We start from the raw sequence: 14,648 nt of genomic DNA, 5'->3' as shown, positions 1-14,648 counted from the left end.
TCCCTCACGCTCCGAACAACCGCATTAGCACGATGCCGGCAAACGCCAGCACGATACCGATCAGCTTCGTACGAGAGAATACTTCCTTCACGACCAGTCTCGTATACAGCAGGACGATCAGCACATTAAGCGCCGTCACTGCGGATACGAGTCCCGCCTTGCCCAAGTCGAAGGCGGTCACGATGAACATCATGCCAACGACGTTCGTGATGCCGACCGCCATGCCAACGAGAAACGTCCGCCGCGGACTCCAGGCCTCGCCCTTCATCTCGCTTGCCGCCGCCACGACGGCTACCTCCTCACCGTCACGCGCTAAACTGCCTTGCTCGCGCTGACGGTCACGCAGCCACCAGACACCGAAGCAGCTTGCGCCGGTGACGAACATATAGAATAGCGTCGGGAACAGCTCCGCTTCCAGCAGCGTCGACCATTTGCCAGTAAGATCATTGCCCGCGAACAGCAGCATCGCTAGCAAGCCCCACTGAGCGCCCTGCAGGTTGCGCAGCGAAATATCGTTCGAATACCGAACGAGCAGGATGCCGCCAACGATAATGGCGAAGGCGATCAGTTGCATCGCGTGCAGCCGCTCGTTCCATATCGCGAAGGCGACGACAACGACGACGATCGAGGGCAGCGCGGTCAATATCGCCACCAAAGATGCTTTACCTACGGCGAACCCTTTGAACATGCTCGCATTCGCGCCGAACGAGAACAATCCCATTTGAATGCCGACGAGCGCAGCCGTCGACCAATGGGACGAATATAGCAGCGCGCACACGATGCTTATAACCGCACCCATCGTGAAGGTGCCGCATAACAGCAAATTGCGGTTAAGCGGTTTTTGACTTGTATAATGATAGAGGATGCCTCGCAAGCCGAAGCTGAATGCTGCAAGGACCGAATACGTCAACCACATGAGTTACCATTAGACCCCTTCCCTAAATGCCCTGTTGTCGTGTTCTATCATAGCAGGCGTTAGCGAATTTGTCTGCTGGTTCAATTGGAATCCTTGCCTTTTTATTGTATAATACTACCATTGATAGGATTAAGAGTTTGACTCACTAATTAAAGGGGATTCTCATGCCGTTAGTACAGACAACAAAAAAACCATATCTGCCCGAGCTCGACATTGTCAGAGCAATCGGCATTATGGCGGTCGTTATGATCCACTCCACTTCGTCGGCTGTGAGCAGCTACGACCATTCTTCCTCCTTTTATCCGGTTTATGTTTTTCTCAACCTGTTCTCCAAATTTGCCGTGCCCGTCTTCATCTTCTTAAGCGGTTTCGTACTGTTCTACAACTATTACGGGAAACCATGGACGTTAAGAACGACCGGGCAATTTTACAAAAAACGCATTACGAAGCTGGCTATTCCGTTCGTCCTATTCTCATTTCTATATTGGGCTTTCGTTAAGCTGGTCGGTCCGGGCTTCGTCGATCTGAAGACGTTTATCGGTTATTTCACCGATCCCATATTTTGGGACAAGCTGCTAATCGGCAAAACGTATACGCATCTGTATTTCATCGTCATCATCATTCAGTTCTATCTGCTTGCGCCTCTTTTGCTAAGCACCCTTAAGCGATTTCCCTCGCTTGGCAATCATATCGTCTGGATCGGATTGCTCGTACAGTGGGTGTTCATCTATAAGATTGTACCTATGTTCCATTTGAAATATGCCGCTAGCTATTCGCTAACCTATATGTTTTATTTTGCGGCAGGAGCGTTTATCGGAATCCATTACTTGAAGCTGGCAGGCTGGATTAAGATTCAGAAGCAGAATGCCTCGGCTGGCAAAATAGCAGCTTGGATCGCGCTTTGGACGTTGTTCCTAGGCAGCGGCATCTATATGGTGATGAACGGCTATCATATGAATGTGTATGGTCATTTCCTTATTACGTCGAAGCAATTGGAATACGTAAATGAGGTGCAATGCGTAACGGCAGGCCTCGTGCTCATTCAGCTCTCGCACTGGATCTACGACAGGTGGAATAAGGTATTCGTTCGCGCGCTCCTTCATATCGGTGCAACGTCCTTCGGCATCTACCTGCTCCATCCTATCGTTACCTACTACAACCGGCTCATGCCAACTGGCGGAAGCTCGCTTCTCTACCATCTCTCGATGGCAATAGGGTTCCTCATTGCCCTTATCCTCCCATGGCTGATTGTTTCGCTTAGCGCGAAATGGAAGTGGCACTGGCTGCTGTTCGGTCCCCTTCCAACGAATAAGCAAACCGCGCCTTATAGCACTGCACCTCCCGGAGCCACAACAACCTTATAGGCAAAAAAAAGAAGAGGCTGCTCTCAGAAGCGGCCTCTTCGCTATCTTGCAATTAACAGGAGTTTGTACCTCTAATTCAGCAACTATAACATGTATACAACCATTAACGCCTTTTTCTCCCGTTATTCCCTCCATTTCCATGCTTGGGCAATAAAATGGTCAATAATAGCGGGATAAATTCCAGTTATTTGATCAATCGCTTCATTTCTGCTGAAATTAACGGGATGAATTCCAGTTATTTCACTACAGGAGCTATGCTGCTTGCCAATGACCTCGCAATAACGGTCAACACGATTACACCTACGCTTGCACGATCACATACTTCGCCCGTACGGACGAGTTAACGGTAAGCGTCCCTGCCTCAATCGGCGTCGCAACGCTGTCCGCGGCGAATGATGCCGCCTTGAACATCGGAATCGGGCCGCTCGCCCGAGGCAATTGCTGTACTTCGAGCGGCACGCTCGAAATGACGACGCCGAGCGTCTGCGCCACTGTGATCGCTCGCTGGGCGGCATCTCTTACCGCATTCGACAGCGCTTGGTGCTCGTAGAGCGCAGGCTGTGAGGTTGTCAGCCGAATGCTGGTCACGGAATTAGCTCCGCTTGCGACAGCAGCATCTACGACAGCGCCAGTCTGCGCGACCTGATCCACCGTTACTTGCAGCATATTGGTCACCTGATAGCCGCGAAACACCTGCTTCCCATCAACGAAATCATACATCGTATCGATTCGGTAATCCTGCGTCTGCAGCTTCTCGCGAGGGATGCCAAATTCTAGCAGCGCTTCAATAACCTCAGTAGCAATCTTCGCATTGTCCGCTTGAACGCTCTGAAGCTCAGTTCCTTCCGTGACTACGCCAAGATCGATGATAGAACGGTCGGCAGGCGCCGTAGCTGTTCCTTCTCCGATCACCTCAATCGTCCCTGGATTTCTCTGCACGAATGCAGGTGCAACGCCTCCCATGGGCGTTCCTCCATATCCGTTCATGTGCCAGCTCCCTTCTACTTCCAAGCTATTTGCTGATTACTATGGGTCTATACACTCTAACGAATTGCTCCATATATATGTTTCACCCTCCTAGTCGTATACCGCGCGCACGGTACGCCTGTTCGAATAAAGTATTACATCTTGTACTTGGGAGAGGTGAACCATTGACTACCATTACTATCGGTGCGATTGGCGATTTGCTTATGAAAAACCCGATCATAGATTCTGCTAGAATCGGGCGAACGAACCGTTACGCCTTCGGCCCTATATTCGCGGGCGTCGCTCCTCAACTGCGCAACAACGACTTGCTTATCGGCAACCTGGAGACGACATTCTCGGGCACGCCATGGTTCGGCAGCAATCCGAATCGGGTAGGCCGATACGAGCTTCGCAACAAGCGAACCGGCAACCCGCTGTTCAACTGTCCCGATGAGCTTGCTTCCACGCTGAAAAAAACAGGCTTCCACGTCATGACGACGGCCAACAACCATTGCGCCGACGGCGGCATGTATGGGCTGAACCGGACTTTAGGCATTTTGGACAGCCTAGGCATTAAACATACGGGCACAGCAAGATCATTAGAAGAATCCCGCGGACAGCTCATTATGCACGTCAAAGGCATCGATATCGGCATTCTATCCTATACGTACGGGACGAATCGTATGCCAGTTTCTCAGCCGCATAAAGTTAATCTTATCGAGCCTCGGCGAATTGCCGCAGATATCGATCGAATCCGGAGGAAGAGCGACTTTGTGATCGTCTGCCTTCACTTTGGAACGGAATACCGCACCCGGCAAAACGCCGAGCAGCGCCGCCTCGTCGCCTTATGCTTCAAGCATGGCGCGAACGTCGTATTAGGTGCTCACCCGCATGTGCTTCAGCCCGTAGTGACAAGCAAAGTGAGAGACAAATATGGCGTAGTCAAGACGAGAGTCGCAGCTTACTCCCTCGGCAACTTCCTCTCGCATAAGCTGCATAACAGGATAGATACGATTCGAGCGATGATCCTTAAGCTTACGATTACGAAGGATGCGAAGGGTTCGACTGACATCGTAAGGGTGGGCCGTATTCCAACGATAGCTAGATCTTTTAAGCAGAATGGTCAAAAAACGTTCAGACTCGTCACGGAGTCTCGCGGCCGCCGATAGTGCGTAGCGACAAGACTCGGCTCGTCAGTATCGCTAATAAGTAAACAACACCAACAGCCAGCATCATATCAAAGCATACGTTGAAGAGAAACAGATGCTTGCCGAGATCGGCCTCACCGTCCCCCAGCAGCGGCACGCCCATGCCGAACAAGCCAATAAGGCCAAGACAAGCGAATATATCGATACGGGCGCGCTGTCTCTCCGCAGGGCGCCGCGTATATTCATAGACGATGCCGGCATAATAAACGAGATAGATTAAGCAAACAAACCATAATTTATTCGGTACAAAGTCATGCTTGAACTCGCTCCATAAACTGAACGTATATGCGATTGTGCCATATGGCTTTCCTTCGTCCTTGTCATAGCTTCCCAGATAGTAGGGTCGGATGCTCATCCCGCTCTCTGCACCGCGCTCAAGCTTCTGAAGGAAGCGGCCCGGATGCTTCATATAGTAGAGCAATACGTCCTTGTGACTCAGCTTGCTGTATAGATACTCTGTCAGAATAGGGTCATTTTGTTTAATAGCCGTATCGGTCTGAAAATAATTCGTTCCTGCCAGCACCTTGAACGACTCCGGCAGTCCAAGCTCCTTAAGCGCACCATCCGGATCGGGAGAATCCTTCAATATACCGTAGAACACGGTCTGATACAGGTTAATATGCTTCAGCCGCTGAGGTGCGGCTATATACATAACGGCCGTTGCGATCAACAGGACGGATGAGCCGATTAGAATCATTTTGCGCCATCGCTTGTCCTTGCGCAGTGCCCAGAACCTGGCCGCTATGAGGATCAGCAGCAATCCGATTGGAGCATTTTGCAGCTTCGTGCAAATAAGGCAAAAGCAAGCGATGAAGAACAGCAGCAGCAGCTTGCGTGCCGTTGTATCACTTGTCGCAACCGCTAGCGCCAGCCCAAACGTCAACAGCATGAAGATCAGCGTAACAGCTTCGCCGAAGAATGAATTGAAATAAGCGATATAGCCGATATCGAGGAAAACAAACGTCGCTATAACCACGATAACCCCATTTAGAAGTGGCCAGCGCGTTTTGTTGTATTTCATCCATATAACGAGAGCCGCAGCATATAAAAGACTGTACATAGAGGATAATACACGGATATCAAAATAGGAGCTATTGATAATCCGGCCTATAAATCCGGCAATCATGACGATAATAATCTGCGTCGATACATAGCCGCTCCATAACATTTTTTTGTAGGTGTAATCCGTATGGGCGAAGCCAAAATAGGTTTCTTGGTACGATTCACCCTCCGCATATCCGATGCCCCCTGCCCACATAATACGGGCGAAATCGCCGTTATCTGCGAGTCCGACAATCGGGCCCAGCATCAGAATGCCGCCAAGAATAAGTATTGCGGCCAAAGTGATGGCCCATTCGTTAGTAAATCTGAACTTATTCAATAGAACCTCCCGATTTGATGAAATGAGAACATTATATTAGCATTCCCAATTCATGAATGGGTGAAGCAGGGAAGTTTCAATTGCACACTTCACTTTAACAACTAATAGTTATACACTTATTATAAGTAAGTAGTCGATTATGAAATTTCATTAGGAGGGAGCAGCGAAATGACGACTCAACTAAATCAATCGATTTCACTCGGCGAGGTTAAGCTGCGAGTTAGCAATCTTGAGCGTTCGATCCGCTTCTATGAGGATATTGTAGGATTAAAGCTGCTCGTGCACAGCGATGATGGTCAATCTGCCATGCTTGGCGTAGCGAGCGAAAATGAAGAAGCCGCTAAAATATTGCTCGTGCTGGAAGAAATCCCGAACGCCGTCATTCCAAGAAGACGTTCACATGCCGGGCTGTACCACTTCGCTCTCTTGCTTCCTGATCGCAAGTCGTTATCGCTTGTTGCCCGCCATCTAACTTCTGCCGGTATTCCCATCGGACAAGCCGATCATCTTGTGAGCGAAGCGCTTTACATCTCCGATCCCGATCATCACGGCATTGAAATATATGCCGACCGCCCTCGCGAGGAGTGGCAGCGTGACGCCAAAGGAGATTACGTCATGGCTAACGCCCCGATTAACTGGGATAGCCTGCTTGCAGCAAGCCAAGGGGAACATTGGAGCGGACTGCCGTACGGAACTGTCATGGGCCATATCCATCTTCATGTCACCGACCTCGGGTCATCGCGTGCTTTTTATATCGACAAATTCGGCTTCGACATCGTCGGTGACTACAAGGAAACGATGCAGGCACTGTTCATATCCGCCGGCGGTTATCATCACCATATCGGGATGAACGTATGGGCAGGCGTCGGCGCTAGCTTGCCAGGGGCGGATTCCGTCGGATTAGACTACTATACGATTGTGTTCCCTAATGCGGAAGCTCGCAAGCAGTTGCTAGAGCATCTGCGCAGCAGCGGTATTACGGTTACAGAGAGAGGCGAAATCGCCATCGTTTATGATCCGACTGGCATCGAGATTCGCCTGCGGTATCGCAGGTAACCAGTTGGAACGTTCTATGTCCTGCCCGCGCTTTGTCCGCGTATCGTACGATATTGCTTCGGAGAAACGCCTTCCGCCGCTCGGAATACACGGATGAAGTAGCTCGTCTGCGAAAAGCCCGTTCGGGCGGCAATTTCCGTTATCGGCAGCAAAGTGGTGGCGAGCAATAGCTTCGCTGCAACGAGGCGGCATTCCGTCACATAATGATTCGGCGTCTTGCCCATTACCTGTTGAAACAACCTCAGAAAGTGAAACGCGCTGTAGCCCGATAGCGCCGCCATACGCTCAAGCGTCCAGCCTTCTTCGCAGCGATGGCGGATTTGGTCGGCTGCGGCGCGAATCACGTTTTGCTTCTCCAATCCAGCCGAGCCCTCGAGCCGCACCGAATGCTGAGCGAGCTCCACTAATATTTCGTAGAGCAGCGCCGATAGACGCGGCTCATTCCTCGTTTCGAACGGACGGCATAGCCCGTACATCTCCTCCGTTAGCTGCTTGAACCTCTCCTTGTTGGAGAAGGTGAAGAACCAGCTCCCGAAATCCTCTGCTTCCCTCAGATGAGGCAATTGAATCGTTGTGTCAAAATGAATCCACCGCACATCCCAAGTATCCTCGGGGATCGTCCCGTATTGCTGGTAAGCGCCGCGCGGAAACAGGAATCCGTCTCCCGCCCTCAGCAGCAGCTTTTCGCCTCCTGTATTGTTCACTGCATACCCGCTTCCACTAAAGATGAAATGCAGATTGTAATCCATCATTTGTCCTTGTTCTCTTCGCTCAGCATGCTGTGGATAGTCGTTGTACCTTCCGAGCGAATCCGGGTAGCACACATATTCAGAGAACGCCGGCTTCGGTAATACGAAATGCTCCAGCATCATATAGCCTCCTTGGTCCAACTCCGCAATATTCTAATATCGATAGCAGTATATTATCATTTACGATTCTACATATCGTTTTTACAATGATTAATATACACTACAACCGCAATATAGTCACACTAGAGCGATATCCAAGGAGGAAGTTACATTGAATATAACGAGTACTAACCCACATGATAAAGCGCTGGAGGAGTTCAAGCTAGGCGTCTGCTATTACCCTGAGCATTGGAAGGAAGAGCTATGGGAGGACGACTTCCGCCGGATGCGCGAGCTCGGCTTCACGGTCATCCGAGTTGCCGAATTCGCTTGGTCAATCTTCGAACCGCAAGAGGGCGTATTTGAATTTGGACTATTCGATCGCGCGCTTGATCTAGCGCATAAGCATGGTCTGAAAGTGATCCTCGGCACGCCTACCGCTACGCCGCCAGCTTGGCTGACACACCGTTACCCTGAGGTGCTTAACGCCACGGTAGAAGGCGTCGTCATGCAGCATGGCCTTCGCCGCCACTATAACTACAGCAGCCCGAAATACCGTGAGTTGTCCGCCATTATTACACGGAAGATGGCCGAGCAATATAAGAATCATCCGGCAGTCATCGGCTGGCAGATCGACAACGAGTTCAACTGCGAGATCGGAGAGTTCTATGCGGAAGCGGATCATATTGCCTTCCGCGCTTGGTTGAAGGCAAAGTATGAAACGCTGGACCGTCTGAATGAGGCATGGGGGACCGTGTTCTGGAGCCAGACGTATTCGGACTGGGAACAAGTATTTCTTCCGCGAATCGGTCCAGGAGGCAAGCAGCCGAATCCGCATCTGGCGCTCGACGAGAAACGGTTTATTTCCGATAATACGATATCATTCGCGAAGGTTCAGGCCGATATTTTGCGCGAGCTAGCTCCGAACCATTGGGTAACGACGAACGGCTTGTTCGGGCATCTTAATAACCACCAAATGACTGATGAGCTGCTCGATTTCTTCAGCTACGATTCATATCCGCAATTCTCGACTATTTACTTTGATCCGAACGAGGTCAATCCGCTCGCCGACAGAGGCTGGAGTCAATCGCTCGGCGCTGTTCGCTCGATCTCACCGAACTTCTGCATCATGGAGCAGCAGGCCGGTCCGGGCGGCTGGGTGAACAAGATGGATATGCCGTCTCCTAAGCCGGGACAAATGCGTCTATGGACGTATCAATCKATCGCGCATGGCGCGAATATGGTGCTTTACTTCCGCTGGCGGACAGCGACGTTCGGCACCGAAATCTATTGGCATGGCCTTAACGATTACCACAACCAGCCGAATCGCCGCGTGCGCGAGGCCGGTCAGATCGGCGCAGAGCTCGCTGCTGCCGGCAACCGTATCGCCAGCACCCGCTACACGGCGAATATCGCTTTGGTTCGCGATTACGACAACGAGTGGGATGGCGAATACGATATTTGGCATGGGCCGTTCGCTTGGGCCAGCGGCAAGGCGTGGTTCAAAGCTTTGCAATATCGCCACATTCCTAGCGATACGTTATTCATGCGCGCAGGGACAACTCTTGCCGAATTGCAGCGCTATAAGGTGCTTGTCTATCCGCATCCGACCATTATGCGCGACGAAACGGCCGCGTTGCTGGAGCAATACGTGAGAGAAGGCGGCATCGTCATCTTCGGCTGCCGTACCGGATACAAGGATGAGCGCGGTCATTGCTATATGCGACCATTCCCAGGCGCTGCGGCCGGGTTATGCGGTATTTCCGTAGAAGAGTTCACGATGGTTAAGGGAACTCGCGCACCTATGTCGATGACCTGGGAGCAGAAGTCTGCGAGCGGCGAATCGGTTGTGACTGGCGCAGACTCGTTCAACGATGTGCTGCTGCCTGAGGCTGATACGGTAGAGGTGCTTGCAAGGTATGCGAGCGATCATTATGCGGGCAAACCTGCCGTCACGCGCAATCGCTTTGGCGCAGGCGAGGCATGGTACTATGGCGCGGTGTTCAACGATGCAGCAGCAGATCAAATTATCGATCTGCTGGGGCTTGCATCGCCAACGCAGGAATGGCTGCAGCTGCCGATGCAAGTCGAGCTTGCGGTGCGCGAGGACGAAAGCGGTCCGCTCCACTTCCTGCTCAACTACAGCGAGCAGCCGGCTGTTGTCACGATCAGCCAGCCGAAGACCGACCTGCTTACAGGGCGGCAGCTTAGCGGCGAGGTTACGCTCGAAGGTTACGGCGTTGTTGTATTGAGCTAACTACAGGTAATAAATAAATCAAGAAGCCTCCAAGGCTGCTAATGCAGCTTTTGGAGGCTTCTTGGCTTCTTCACCTATTTTTCGCATTCATCGCCGAGAATAAGACGAACTTCCCATCTTATCTCTTCAAAGTAACCCATGCTTTCGCGAATAGGAAAGATTTCTCATCCTATTCCATCCACCAGCACGGCTTTCCCTTCAACTTGCCCATTCCACGTCAATCATAGGATGGATTTCCCATCCTGTCTCTTCCCAGTAACCTATGTTTGCGCGAATAGGCGGGATTTCTCATCCTATTCTGTTCACAGTCGGCGCCAGCCTACTCCATTCGCATTCCTTAAGGAGAATAAGACGAACTTCCCATCCTATCTCCTCACTGTAACCTATGTTTGGGCGAATAGGAGGGATTTCTCATCCTATTCTGTCCACCATCGGTGCGCGCCTATATGTTAAGTCGATCTCGAAGCGATGTAATGTGCGCAACATGATGTTTACCATGCCAAGCATACAGTCCAAGATTATAGTCAAGACGGATCGTCTTCTTCGATTCCGGATGAATGAACGAACGCTCGAAATCCGCTTCTTTCATCACCTTCAACAACACAACCCATCGCTTATGCAGCGATTCCAGCAATGCAATGGAGACCGCGATGTCTAAGCTTACCGAATCCTCAAGCTCCGCCCAACGATCCTCGTAATAAGGCTTAATCGTCGGCTCGTCCTCAGTCAGCGCAAGCTTGAATCTCGTCAAACTATTCATATGGCTGTCCGCCAGATGATGCACGACCTGACGCAACGTCCAGCCTCCGTCACGATAGGGCATATTCAATTGCTCTTCGGTCAAGCCTGCAACGGCATCCACAACTCTCGATGGCAGTGACTCAATTTCGCTAATCCATTGCTCTCTCTGAGACGTGGAGCATTCTCCTTCAAACTCGAATTTTCCAATCGGGTATCTAAGATCCATGTTGTTCCTCTCCTTCGCTATATGCCTAGTATCGAAATACAATCATACGTTTGAAAAGTTTGTTTGATCCATTCTATGAATTCTTCCAGTAGTGCAGCTAGCTTTTCACATGCGGATGGCATATCCGCTACGAATTCATCCTTAGTACTAAAAAATATAAATCCGATATGTTCTTCTAATTGCTCCACCTGGGGGCATTCAATAAAAAGAGCTTCATATCCTCTAGATGTAATATAATCTTATCCCAATTCTCCATTGAACCATAAAAAAGACCGATGTTTCGTTCCAACACTTCCCCGTGTAAGGACCAGGCAACACTTCAATATAGCATGTGCCTTCTAGTTCCCGTAAATCATAGATGATATTCATACGGAAATCACTTCATCTCCTCCAAGCGCATCTGCACGCTTCTCTCCTTAAACCCTAACGATACCCAGAACTTCCGACCGGCTTCATTCCAATCCATCACTTCGATATCTATGATGCTTGTACCCAGCTGCTTCGTCAACAGTTGAAAGGCTGCCTAACCATAGCCGACTCTTCTACAGTGCCGACCTATAAAAAAATGTCGCAAATACAACGGCTCTCTCGCATGGTCGACCAGCGCATAACCTCTGCCGTCGCCATTTTGCTGAAAGCAGATCCAGATCATCATCCAAGCCCATTCGAACGGTTAGCCCCTCTATCAATCCAAATCACCCTTAAAATAAAATGTCCAAACCCGTTCCGAGCTTGCCGCTCTTCTTCTGGCGCAAAATATCCGGATCGTAAACCTCAACATATCCGCAATCCAGACAGGAGACAAATAAATAATGGTTATGCTGGATATCCATCAGCTTGCTGAGCCCCGTACCGGTCATCGCAACCTCCTTGATGCTGCACTCCTCACACTTGCACTTCACGCATGTAAAGCGGCTTATGATGTGATCCTCCACGCTGAGCGACAACTCCTGCTCGGCTGGATCTTGTTGCCCGCCATCGATTACTTCGTCTACAACATCGTCAAAATCCGTTTCCTGAACCTCATACAAGCGTTGTCGGCACTTCGGGCAACGTTTGTTCACGATCTCAACTTCGTTATGACACCAAGGGCATTCGATCATAATGATTTGTTCTCCCTTCCTTAGTTTGTTATGATTGAAAAAAAGAATGCTGTCTTTCATTAGGAGGATCACAGGTGCAAAAGGTCAAAATATTTTCCGGTTCCTCTAACAAACCGTTAGCTGAACAATTGTGCAAAGAGCTGAACATTCCGCTTGGAGACGTCGCTATATCCCGCCAACAAAGCGGCGAGATTCATGTTTCCTACGGCGAGTCCATTCGGGCATGCGACGTGTTTATCGTCCAATCGCTGTCCCATCCCGTTAATGAACATTTAATTGAAATGCTCATTATGGTCGACGCCGCCAAACGCGCATCCGCCAAAACGGTCAATATCGTTATGCCCTACTATGGCTATGCCCGGCAGGAACGTAAGTCTGCGCCTCGCGAACCGATTTCAGCCAAGCTCGTTGCAGATGTGCTCACCACAGTCGGCGCGAATCGCATTATAACCGTTGATTTGCATGCCGACCCGATTCAAGGATTTTTCGACATACCGGTCGATCATTTGACCGCGCTCGATTTAATCATTGACTATCTAACACACAAAAAAATAACGAACCCGGTTGTCGTCTCTCCCGATGCCGGACGGGCAACTACCGCCGAGAAACTGGCAGGTCGTCTGAATTGTCCGTTCGCAATCATGATCAAAAACCGTCCAGCCCACAATCAATCCGAGATTACGCATATTATCGGCGATGTCGAAGGCATGACGCCGATTATCATTGAAGATTTGATCGATACGGGCAGCACGATCGTCAATGTCGTCGAGGCGCTTAAGAAAAAAGGCGCTCACGATGCTTACATATGCGCAACCCATGGCGTGTTCTCAGACAACGCGATTGGCAAGCTGACGCATCCGAATATTCGCGAGGTCGTCATTACGGACACGATCGCCATTGACGAGAACCATTCCGATAAATTCATCGTGCTTCCGATGTCGCCGATTATCGCAACAGCGATTAAGATTATTACCGAAGGCGGATCGATAGCAACGTTGTTTAAATCGGGTTCGTAAATGTTCGGAATAAGCTGTCCCTAGGCAGATAAAATCTACTTTGGGGCAGTTTTTTTATACCTAGAATGTGGAAGGTTAAAAATTATTAATCGGACATTACCCCCTATATCCGCTATGATGATCGAAAGTTTAATCGTAGAGGGGGCAACCATGATGGAGAAAAAACGTTGTTTATTTTGCAGCGCTCTCGTATACGTTGCAACAGAGAGCGATTATGACATTTACAATGACTGCTATTGTGCGCCTGACGGCAATTACAGTCTTCATAGAGAAAGCTATGAGCTAATCCATGCCTTGTCGAATCCGATTAAGATGCAGCTCTATACAAGTATATCCGGCTATATTCGCGAGATGACCGATTGCGGCGAGTCTGTATCACTGACATTCGAAGACTTGGATTCGATTCGCAATAGCTCTGCCATACCGGTTTCCGTAGAGGAGAAGGGCGCACGCTTGCTCCAATATTTGTACAGGCATTCCGACAAAGCCGGAGATGCGGTTATGATCCATCCGCTAAGCCAACACTTTAATTTAACGTATTCGCCTACCATGCAAGAGCTTGTGTATATCATCGAGAAGCTAAGAGAAGAGCAGCTCATCGATCGGGAAGGTATGAGATTCAAGCTGACTGAGAAAGGCTGGAGCGAGGCAGTGACGAGAGCCGCAGGCAGAAAGATGAAGCCTTGTTTCGTCCTGATCGCCGGCAGCCCGGATGAGTATGCCGACTGGTCAGATAACTTATTGCCCAAGCTGGAGCAGTGTGGATACTTGCCAAGGTTAGTCAATTATTCCGGCCACAGGCGCGAGGATCATCCTACGCCTCAGCAAATTGCGGAAAGCAAGCTCGTTATCGCTGACGTTAACGCCGATGCGCCTGAACTGTTTTTTGATGCGGGATATGCAAACGGCAAAAAAATCAACGTCGTATGGACGATTAACCACAGTCGCGTAGACGCCAGTCAAATTGTCCATCATTCGCTCATTCGTCCAACCGTATGGGAAACGACGGATGAGTTGGGTGCGATGCTGCAGCAAAGACTGAGTTAACGGAACCTCGATCGACATTCATCCTATTGGGAAAAAAACCAACTCTACTGAACGGGTACAGCAGAGTTGGTTTTTTTCTTATTTTTGTATTTTGAAAGTGAATTTCCAATCGGCGCTATTGCCCGAATATCTTCCTCTATTTTCCGTTACCGTTACCTTTAATGATTTGCTTATCGTTTTCGTTACGTTAGCCGCTTTGACGGACAACGTCGCAGTTCCCGATTCAGGGATCTTATCCTGCTCCTCGGCGTACGCTTTAAGCTTGATGCTGTCTGTCGTTTTCAAGGTCAGCGTAACCGTGCTTCCTGTTTTGACTTCCTTACCATTCACATACGCAGCCGCATACCACTCATTGCCTACATGGTTATTTTCAACTAACTCCATGCTCACTAATGTTACCTTTAACTTCACTGTTTTCGCTTCTGCCGACACCGGATGCACTAGAAGCATGGATATCAGAGAAAAAACTGCGATACTTTTCAATAATTTAATCAATGAGATTGCCTCCCTCATATATAC

At 49.8% G+C, this 14,648-nt stretch carries 14 protein-coding genes; 6 read left to right on the top strand and 8 right to left on the bottom strand.

Annotated features, from left to right (window positions below; all coding sequences use genetic code 11):
• Positions 1-4 precede the first annotated feature (4 nt).
• A complete protein-coding gene (locus AB4Z33_RS12090; protein ID WP_442050178.1) occupies positions 5-916 on the bottom strand; it encodes an EamA family transporter in 912 nt (303 codons plus the stop codon).
• A 164-nt stretch (positions 917-1,080) separates the two neighbouring features.
• Here AB4Z33_RS12090 and AB4Z33_RS12085 point away from each other — a divergent pair, with 164 nt between their 5' ends.
• Entirely contained in the window at positions 1,081-2,280 is a 1,200-nt protein-coding gene (locus tag AB4Z33_RS12085; RefSeq protein WP_442050177.1) for an acyltransferase, read from the top strand.
• Between the two features lie 300 nt (positions 2,281-2,580).
• On the opposite strand, the gene AB4Z33_RS12080 is transcribed toward AB4Z33_RS12085, so the two are convergent.
• On the bottom strand, positions 2,581-3,267 hold the full coding sequence (locus tag AB4Z33_RS12080; RefSeq protein ID WP_442050176.1) for an SIMPL domain-containing protein: 687 nt from the start codon (positions 3,265-3,267) through the stop codon (positions 2,581-2,583).
• 164 nt (positions 3,268-3,431) lie between these two features.
• Between AB4Z33_RS12080 and AB4Z33_RS12075 the strand changes: the two genes are divergently transcribed.
• Positions 3,432-4,415 (top strand): CapA family protein, encoded by a 984-nt coding sequence (locus tag AB4Z33_RS12075; protein WP_442050175.1) that lies wholly within the window; start codon positions 3,432-3,434, stop codon positions 4,413-4,415.
• Here AB4Z33_RS12075 and wsfD read toward each other — a convergent pair.
• Positions 4,390-5,835, bottom strand: a complete 1,446-nt coding sequence (gene wsfD / locus AB4Z33_RS12070; protein WP_442050174.1) for a glycan biosynthesis hexose transferase WsfD — start codon at positions 5,833-5,835, stop codon at positions 4,390-4,392. The genes AB4Z33_RS12075 and wsfD overlap by 26 nt on opposite strands.
• 168 nt (positions 5,836-6,003) lie before the next feature.
• Here wsfD and AB4Z33_RS12065 point away from each other — a divergent pair, with 168 nt between their 5' ends.
• Positions 6,004-6,891 carry a VOC family protein gene (locus tag AB4Z33_RS12065; RefSeq protein ID WP_442050173.1) on the top strand — a complete coding sequence of 296 codons (888 nt, stop codon included), beginning with the start codon at positions 6,004-6,006 and terminating at the stop codon, positions 6,889-6,891.
• 14 nt (positions 6,892-6,905) lie between these two features.
• Here the strand turns inward: AB4Z33_RS12065 and AB4Z33_RS12060 are convergent, their stop codons facing one another.
• On the bottom strand, positions 6,906-7,763 hold the full coding sequence (locus AB4Z33_RS12060; protein ID WP_442050172.1) for an AraC family transcriptional regulator: 858 nt from the start codon (positions 7,761-7,763) through the stop codon (positions 6,906-6,908).
• A gap of 148 nt (positions 7,764-7,911) precedes the next feature.
• Between AB4Z33_RS12060 and AB4Z33_RS12055 the strand changes: the two genes are divergently transcribed.
• Positions 7,912-9,996 carry a beta-galactosidase gene (locus AB4Z33_RS12055; protein ID WP_442050171.1) on the top strand — a complete coding sequence of 695 codons (2,085 nt, stop codon included), beginning with the start codon at positions 7,912-7,914 and terminating at the stop codon, positions 9,994-9,996.
• A 442-nt stretch (positions 9,997-10,438) separates the two neighbouring features.
• On the opposite strand, the gene AB4Z33_RS12050 is transcribed toward AB4Z33_RS12055, so the two are convergent.
• The 3 genes from AB4Z33_RS12050 to AB4Z33_RS12040 all read right to left on the bottom strand — a co-directional run bounded on the left by AB4Z33_RS12050 (position 10,439) and on the right by AB4Z33_RS12040 (position 12,066).
• Positions 10,439-10,963 (bottom strand): YfiT family bacillithiol transferase, encoded by a 525-nt coding sequence (locus AB4Z33_RS12050; protein ID WP_442050170.1) that lies wholly within the window; start codon positions 10,961-10,963, stop codon positions 10,439-10,441.
• Between the two features lie 376 nt (positions 10,964-11,339).
• The gene (locus AB4Z33_RS12045; protein WP_442050169.1) at positions 11,340-11,471 is read right to left on the bottom strand and encodes a hypothetical protein; all 132 of its coding nucleotides are present in this window, start codon (positions 11,469-11,471) and stop codon (positions 11,340-11,342) included.
• Between the two features lie 193 nt (positions 11,472-11,664).
• On the bottom strand, positions 11,665-12,066 hold the full coding sequence (locus tag AB4Z33_RS12040; protein ID WP_442050168.1) for a zinc ribbon domain-containing protein: 402 nt from the start codon (positions 12,064-12,066) through the stop codon (positions 11,665-11,667).
• 74 nt (positions 12,067-12,140) lie between these two features.
• On the opposite strand from AB4Z33_RS12040, the gene AB4Z33_RS12035 reads away from it, so the two are divergent.
• Together AB4Z33_RS12035 and AB4Z33_RS12030 are read left to right on the top strand one after the other, a co-directional pair.
• Positions 12,141-13,082, top strand: coding sequence for a ribose-phosphate diphosphokinase (locus AB4Z33_RS12035; protein ID WP_442050167.1), 942 nt, complete (start codon positions 12,141-12,143; stop codon positions 13,080-13,082).
• A gap of 153 nt (positions 13,083-13,235) precedes the next feature.
• Complete coding sequence (locus AB4Z33_RS12030; protein WP_442050166.1) at positions 13,236-14,129, top strand: hypothetical protein; 894 nt, start codon at positions 13,236-13,238, stop codon at positions 14,127-14,129.
• A 78-nt stretch (positions 14,130-14,207) separates the two neighbouring features.
• Here AB4Z33_RS12030 and AB4Z33_RS12025 read toward each other — a convergent pair whose 3' ends face one another.
• Positions 14,208-14,513: a hypothetical protein gene (locus tag AB4Z33_RS12025; protein WP_442050165.1), complete on the bottom strand. Its 306-nt coding sequence runs from the start codon at positions 14,511-14,513 to the stop codon at positions 14,208-14,210.
• Positions 14,514-14,648: the final 135 nt, after the last annotated feature.

It is taken from the genome of Paenibacillus sp. 2TAB19, from assembly GCF_052115185.1.
Taxonomy (GTDB): domain Bacteria; phylum Bacillota; class Bacilli; order Paenibacillales; family Paenibacillaceae; genus Pristimantibacillus.
The sequence above is the reverse complement of the archived record's forward strand: the minus strand, read 5'-3'. Positions and strand labels throughout refer to the sequence as shown.

Coding starts and splice junctions, on each gene's coding strand:
- AB4Z33_RS12090 (WP_442050178.1), bottom strand. CDS start 916: ATGTGGTTGACGTATTCGGTCCTTGCAGCATTCAGCTTCGGCTTGCGA.
- AB4Z33_RS12085 (WP_442050177.1), top strand. CDS start 1,081: ATGCCGTTAGTACAGACAACAAAAAAACCATATCTGCCCGAGCTCGAC.
- AB4Z33_RS12080 (WP_442050176.1), bottom strand. CDS start 3,267: ATGAACGGATATGGAGGAACGCCCATGGGAGGCGTTGCACCTGCATTC.
- AB4Z33_RS12065 (WP_442050173.1), top strand. CDS start 6,004: ATGACGACTCAACTAAATCAATCGATTTCACTCGGCGAGGTTAAGCTG.
- AB4Z33_RS12060 (WP_442050172.1), bottom strand. CDS start 7,763: ATGATGCTGGAGCATTTCGTATTACCGAAGCCGGCGTTCTCTGAATAT.
- AB4Z33_RS12050 (WP_442050170.1), bottom strand. CDS start 10,963: ATGGATCTTAGATACCCGATTGGAAAATTCGAGTTTGAAGGAGAATGC.
- AB4Z33_RS12040 (WP_442050168.1), bottom strand. CDS start 12,066: ATGATCGAATGCCCTTGGTGTCATAACGAAGTTGAGATCGTGAACAAA.
- AB4Z33_RS12030 (WP_442050166.1), top strand. CDS start 13,236: ATGGAGAAAAAACGTTGTTTATTTTGCAGCGCTCTCGTATACGTTGCA.
- AB4Z33_RS12025 (WP_442050165.1), bottom strand. CDS start 14,513: ATGGAGTTAGTTGAAAATAACCATGTAGGCAATGAGTGGTATGCGGCT.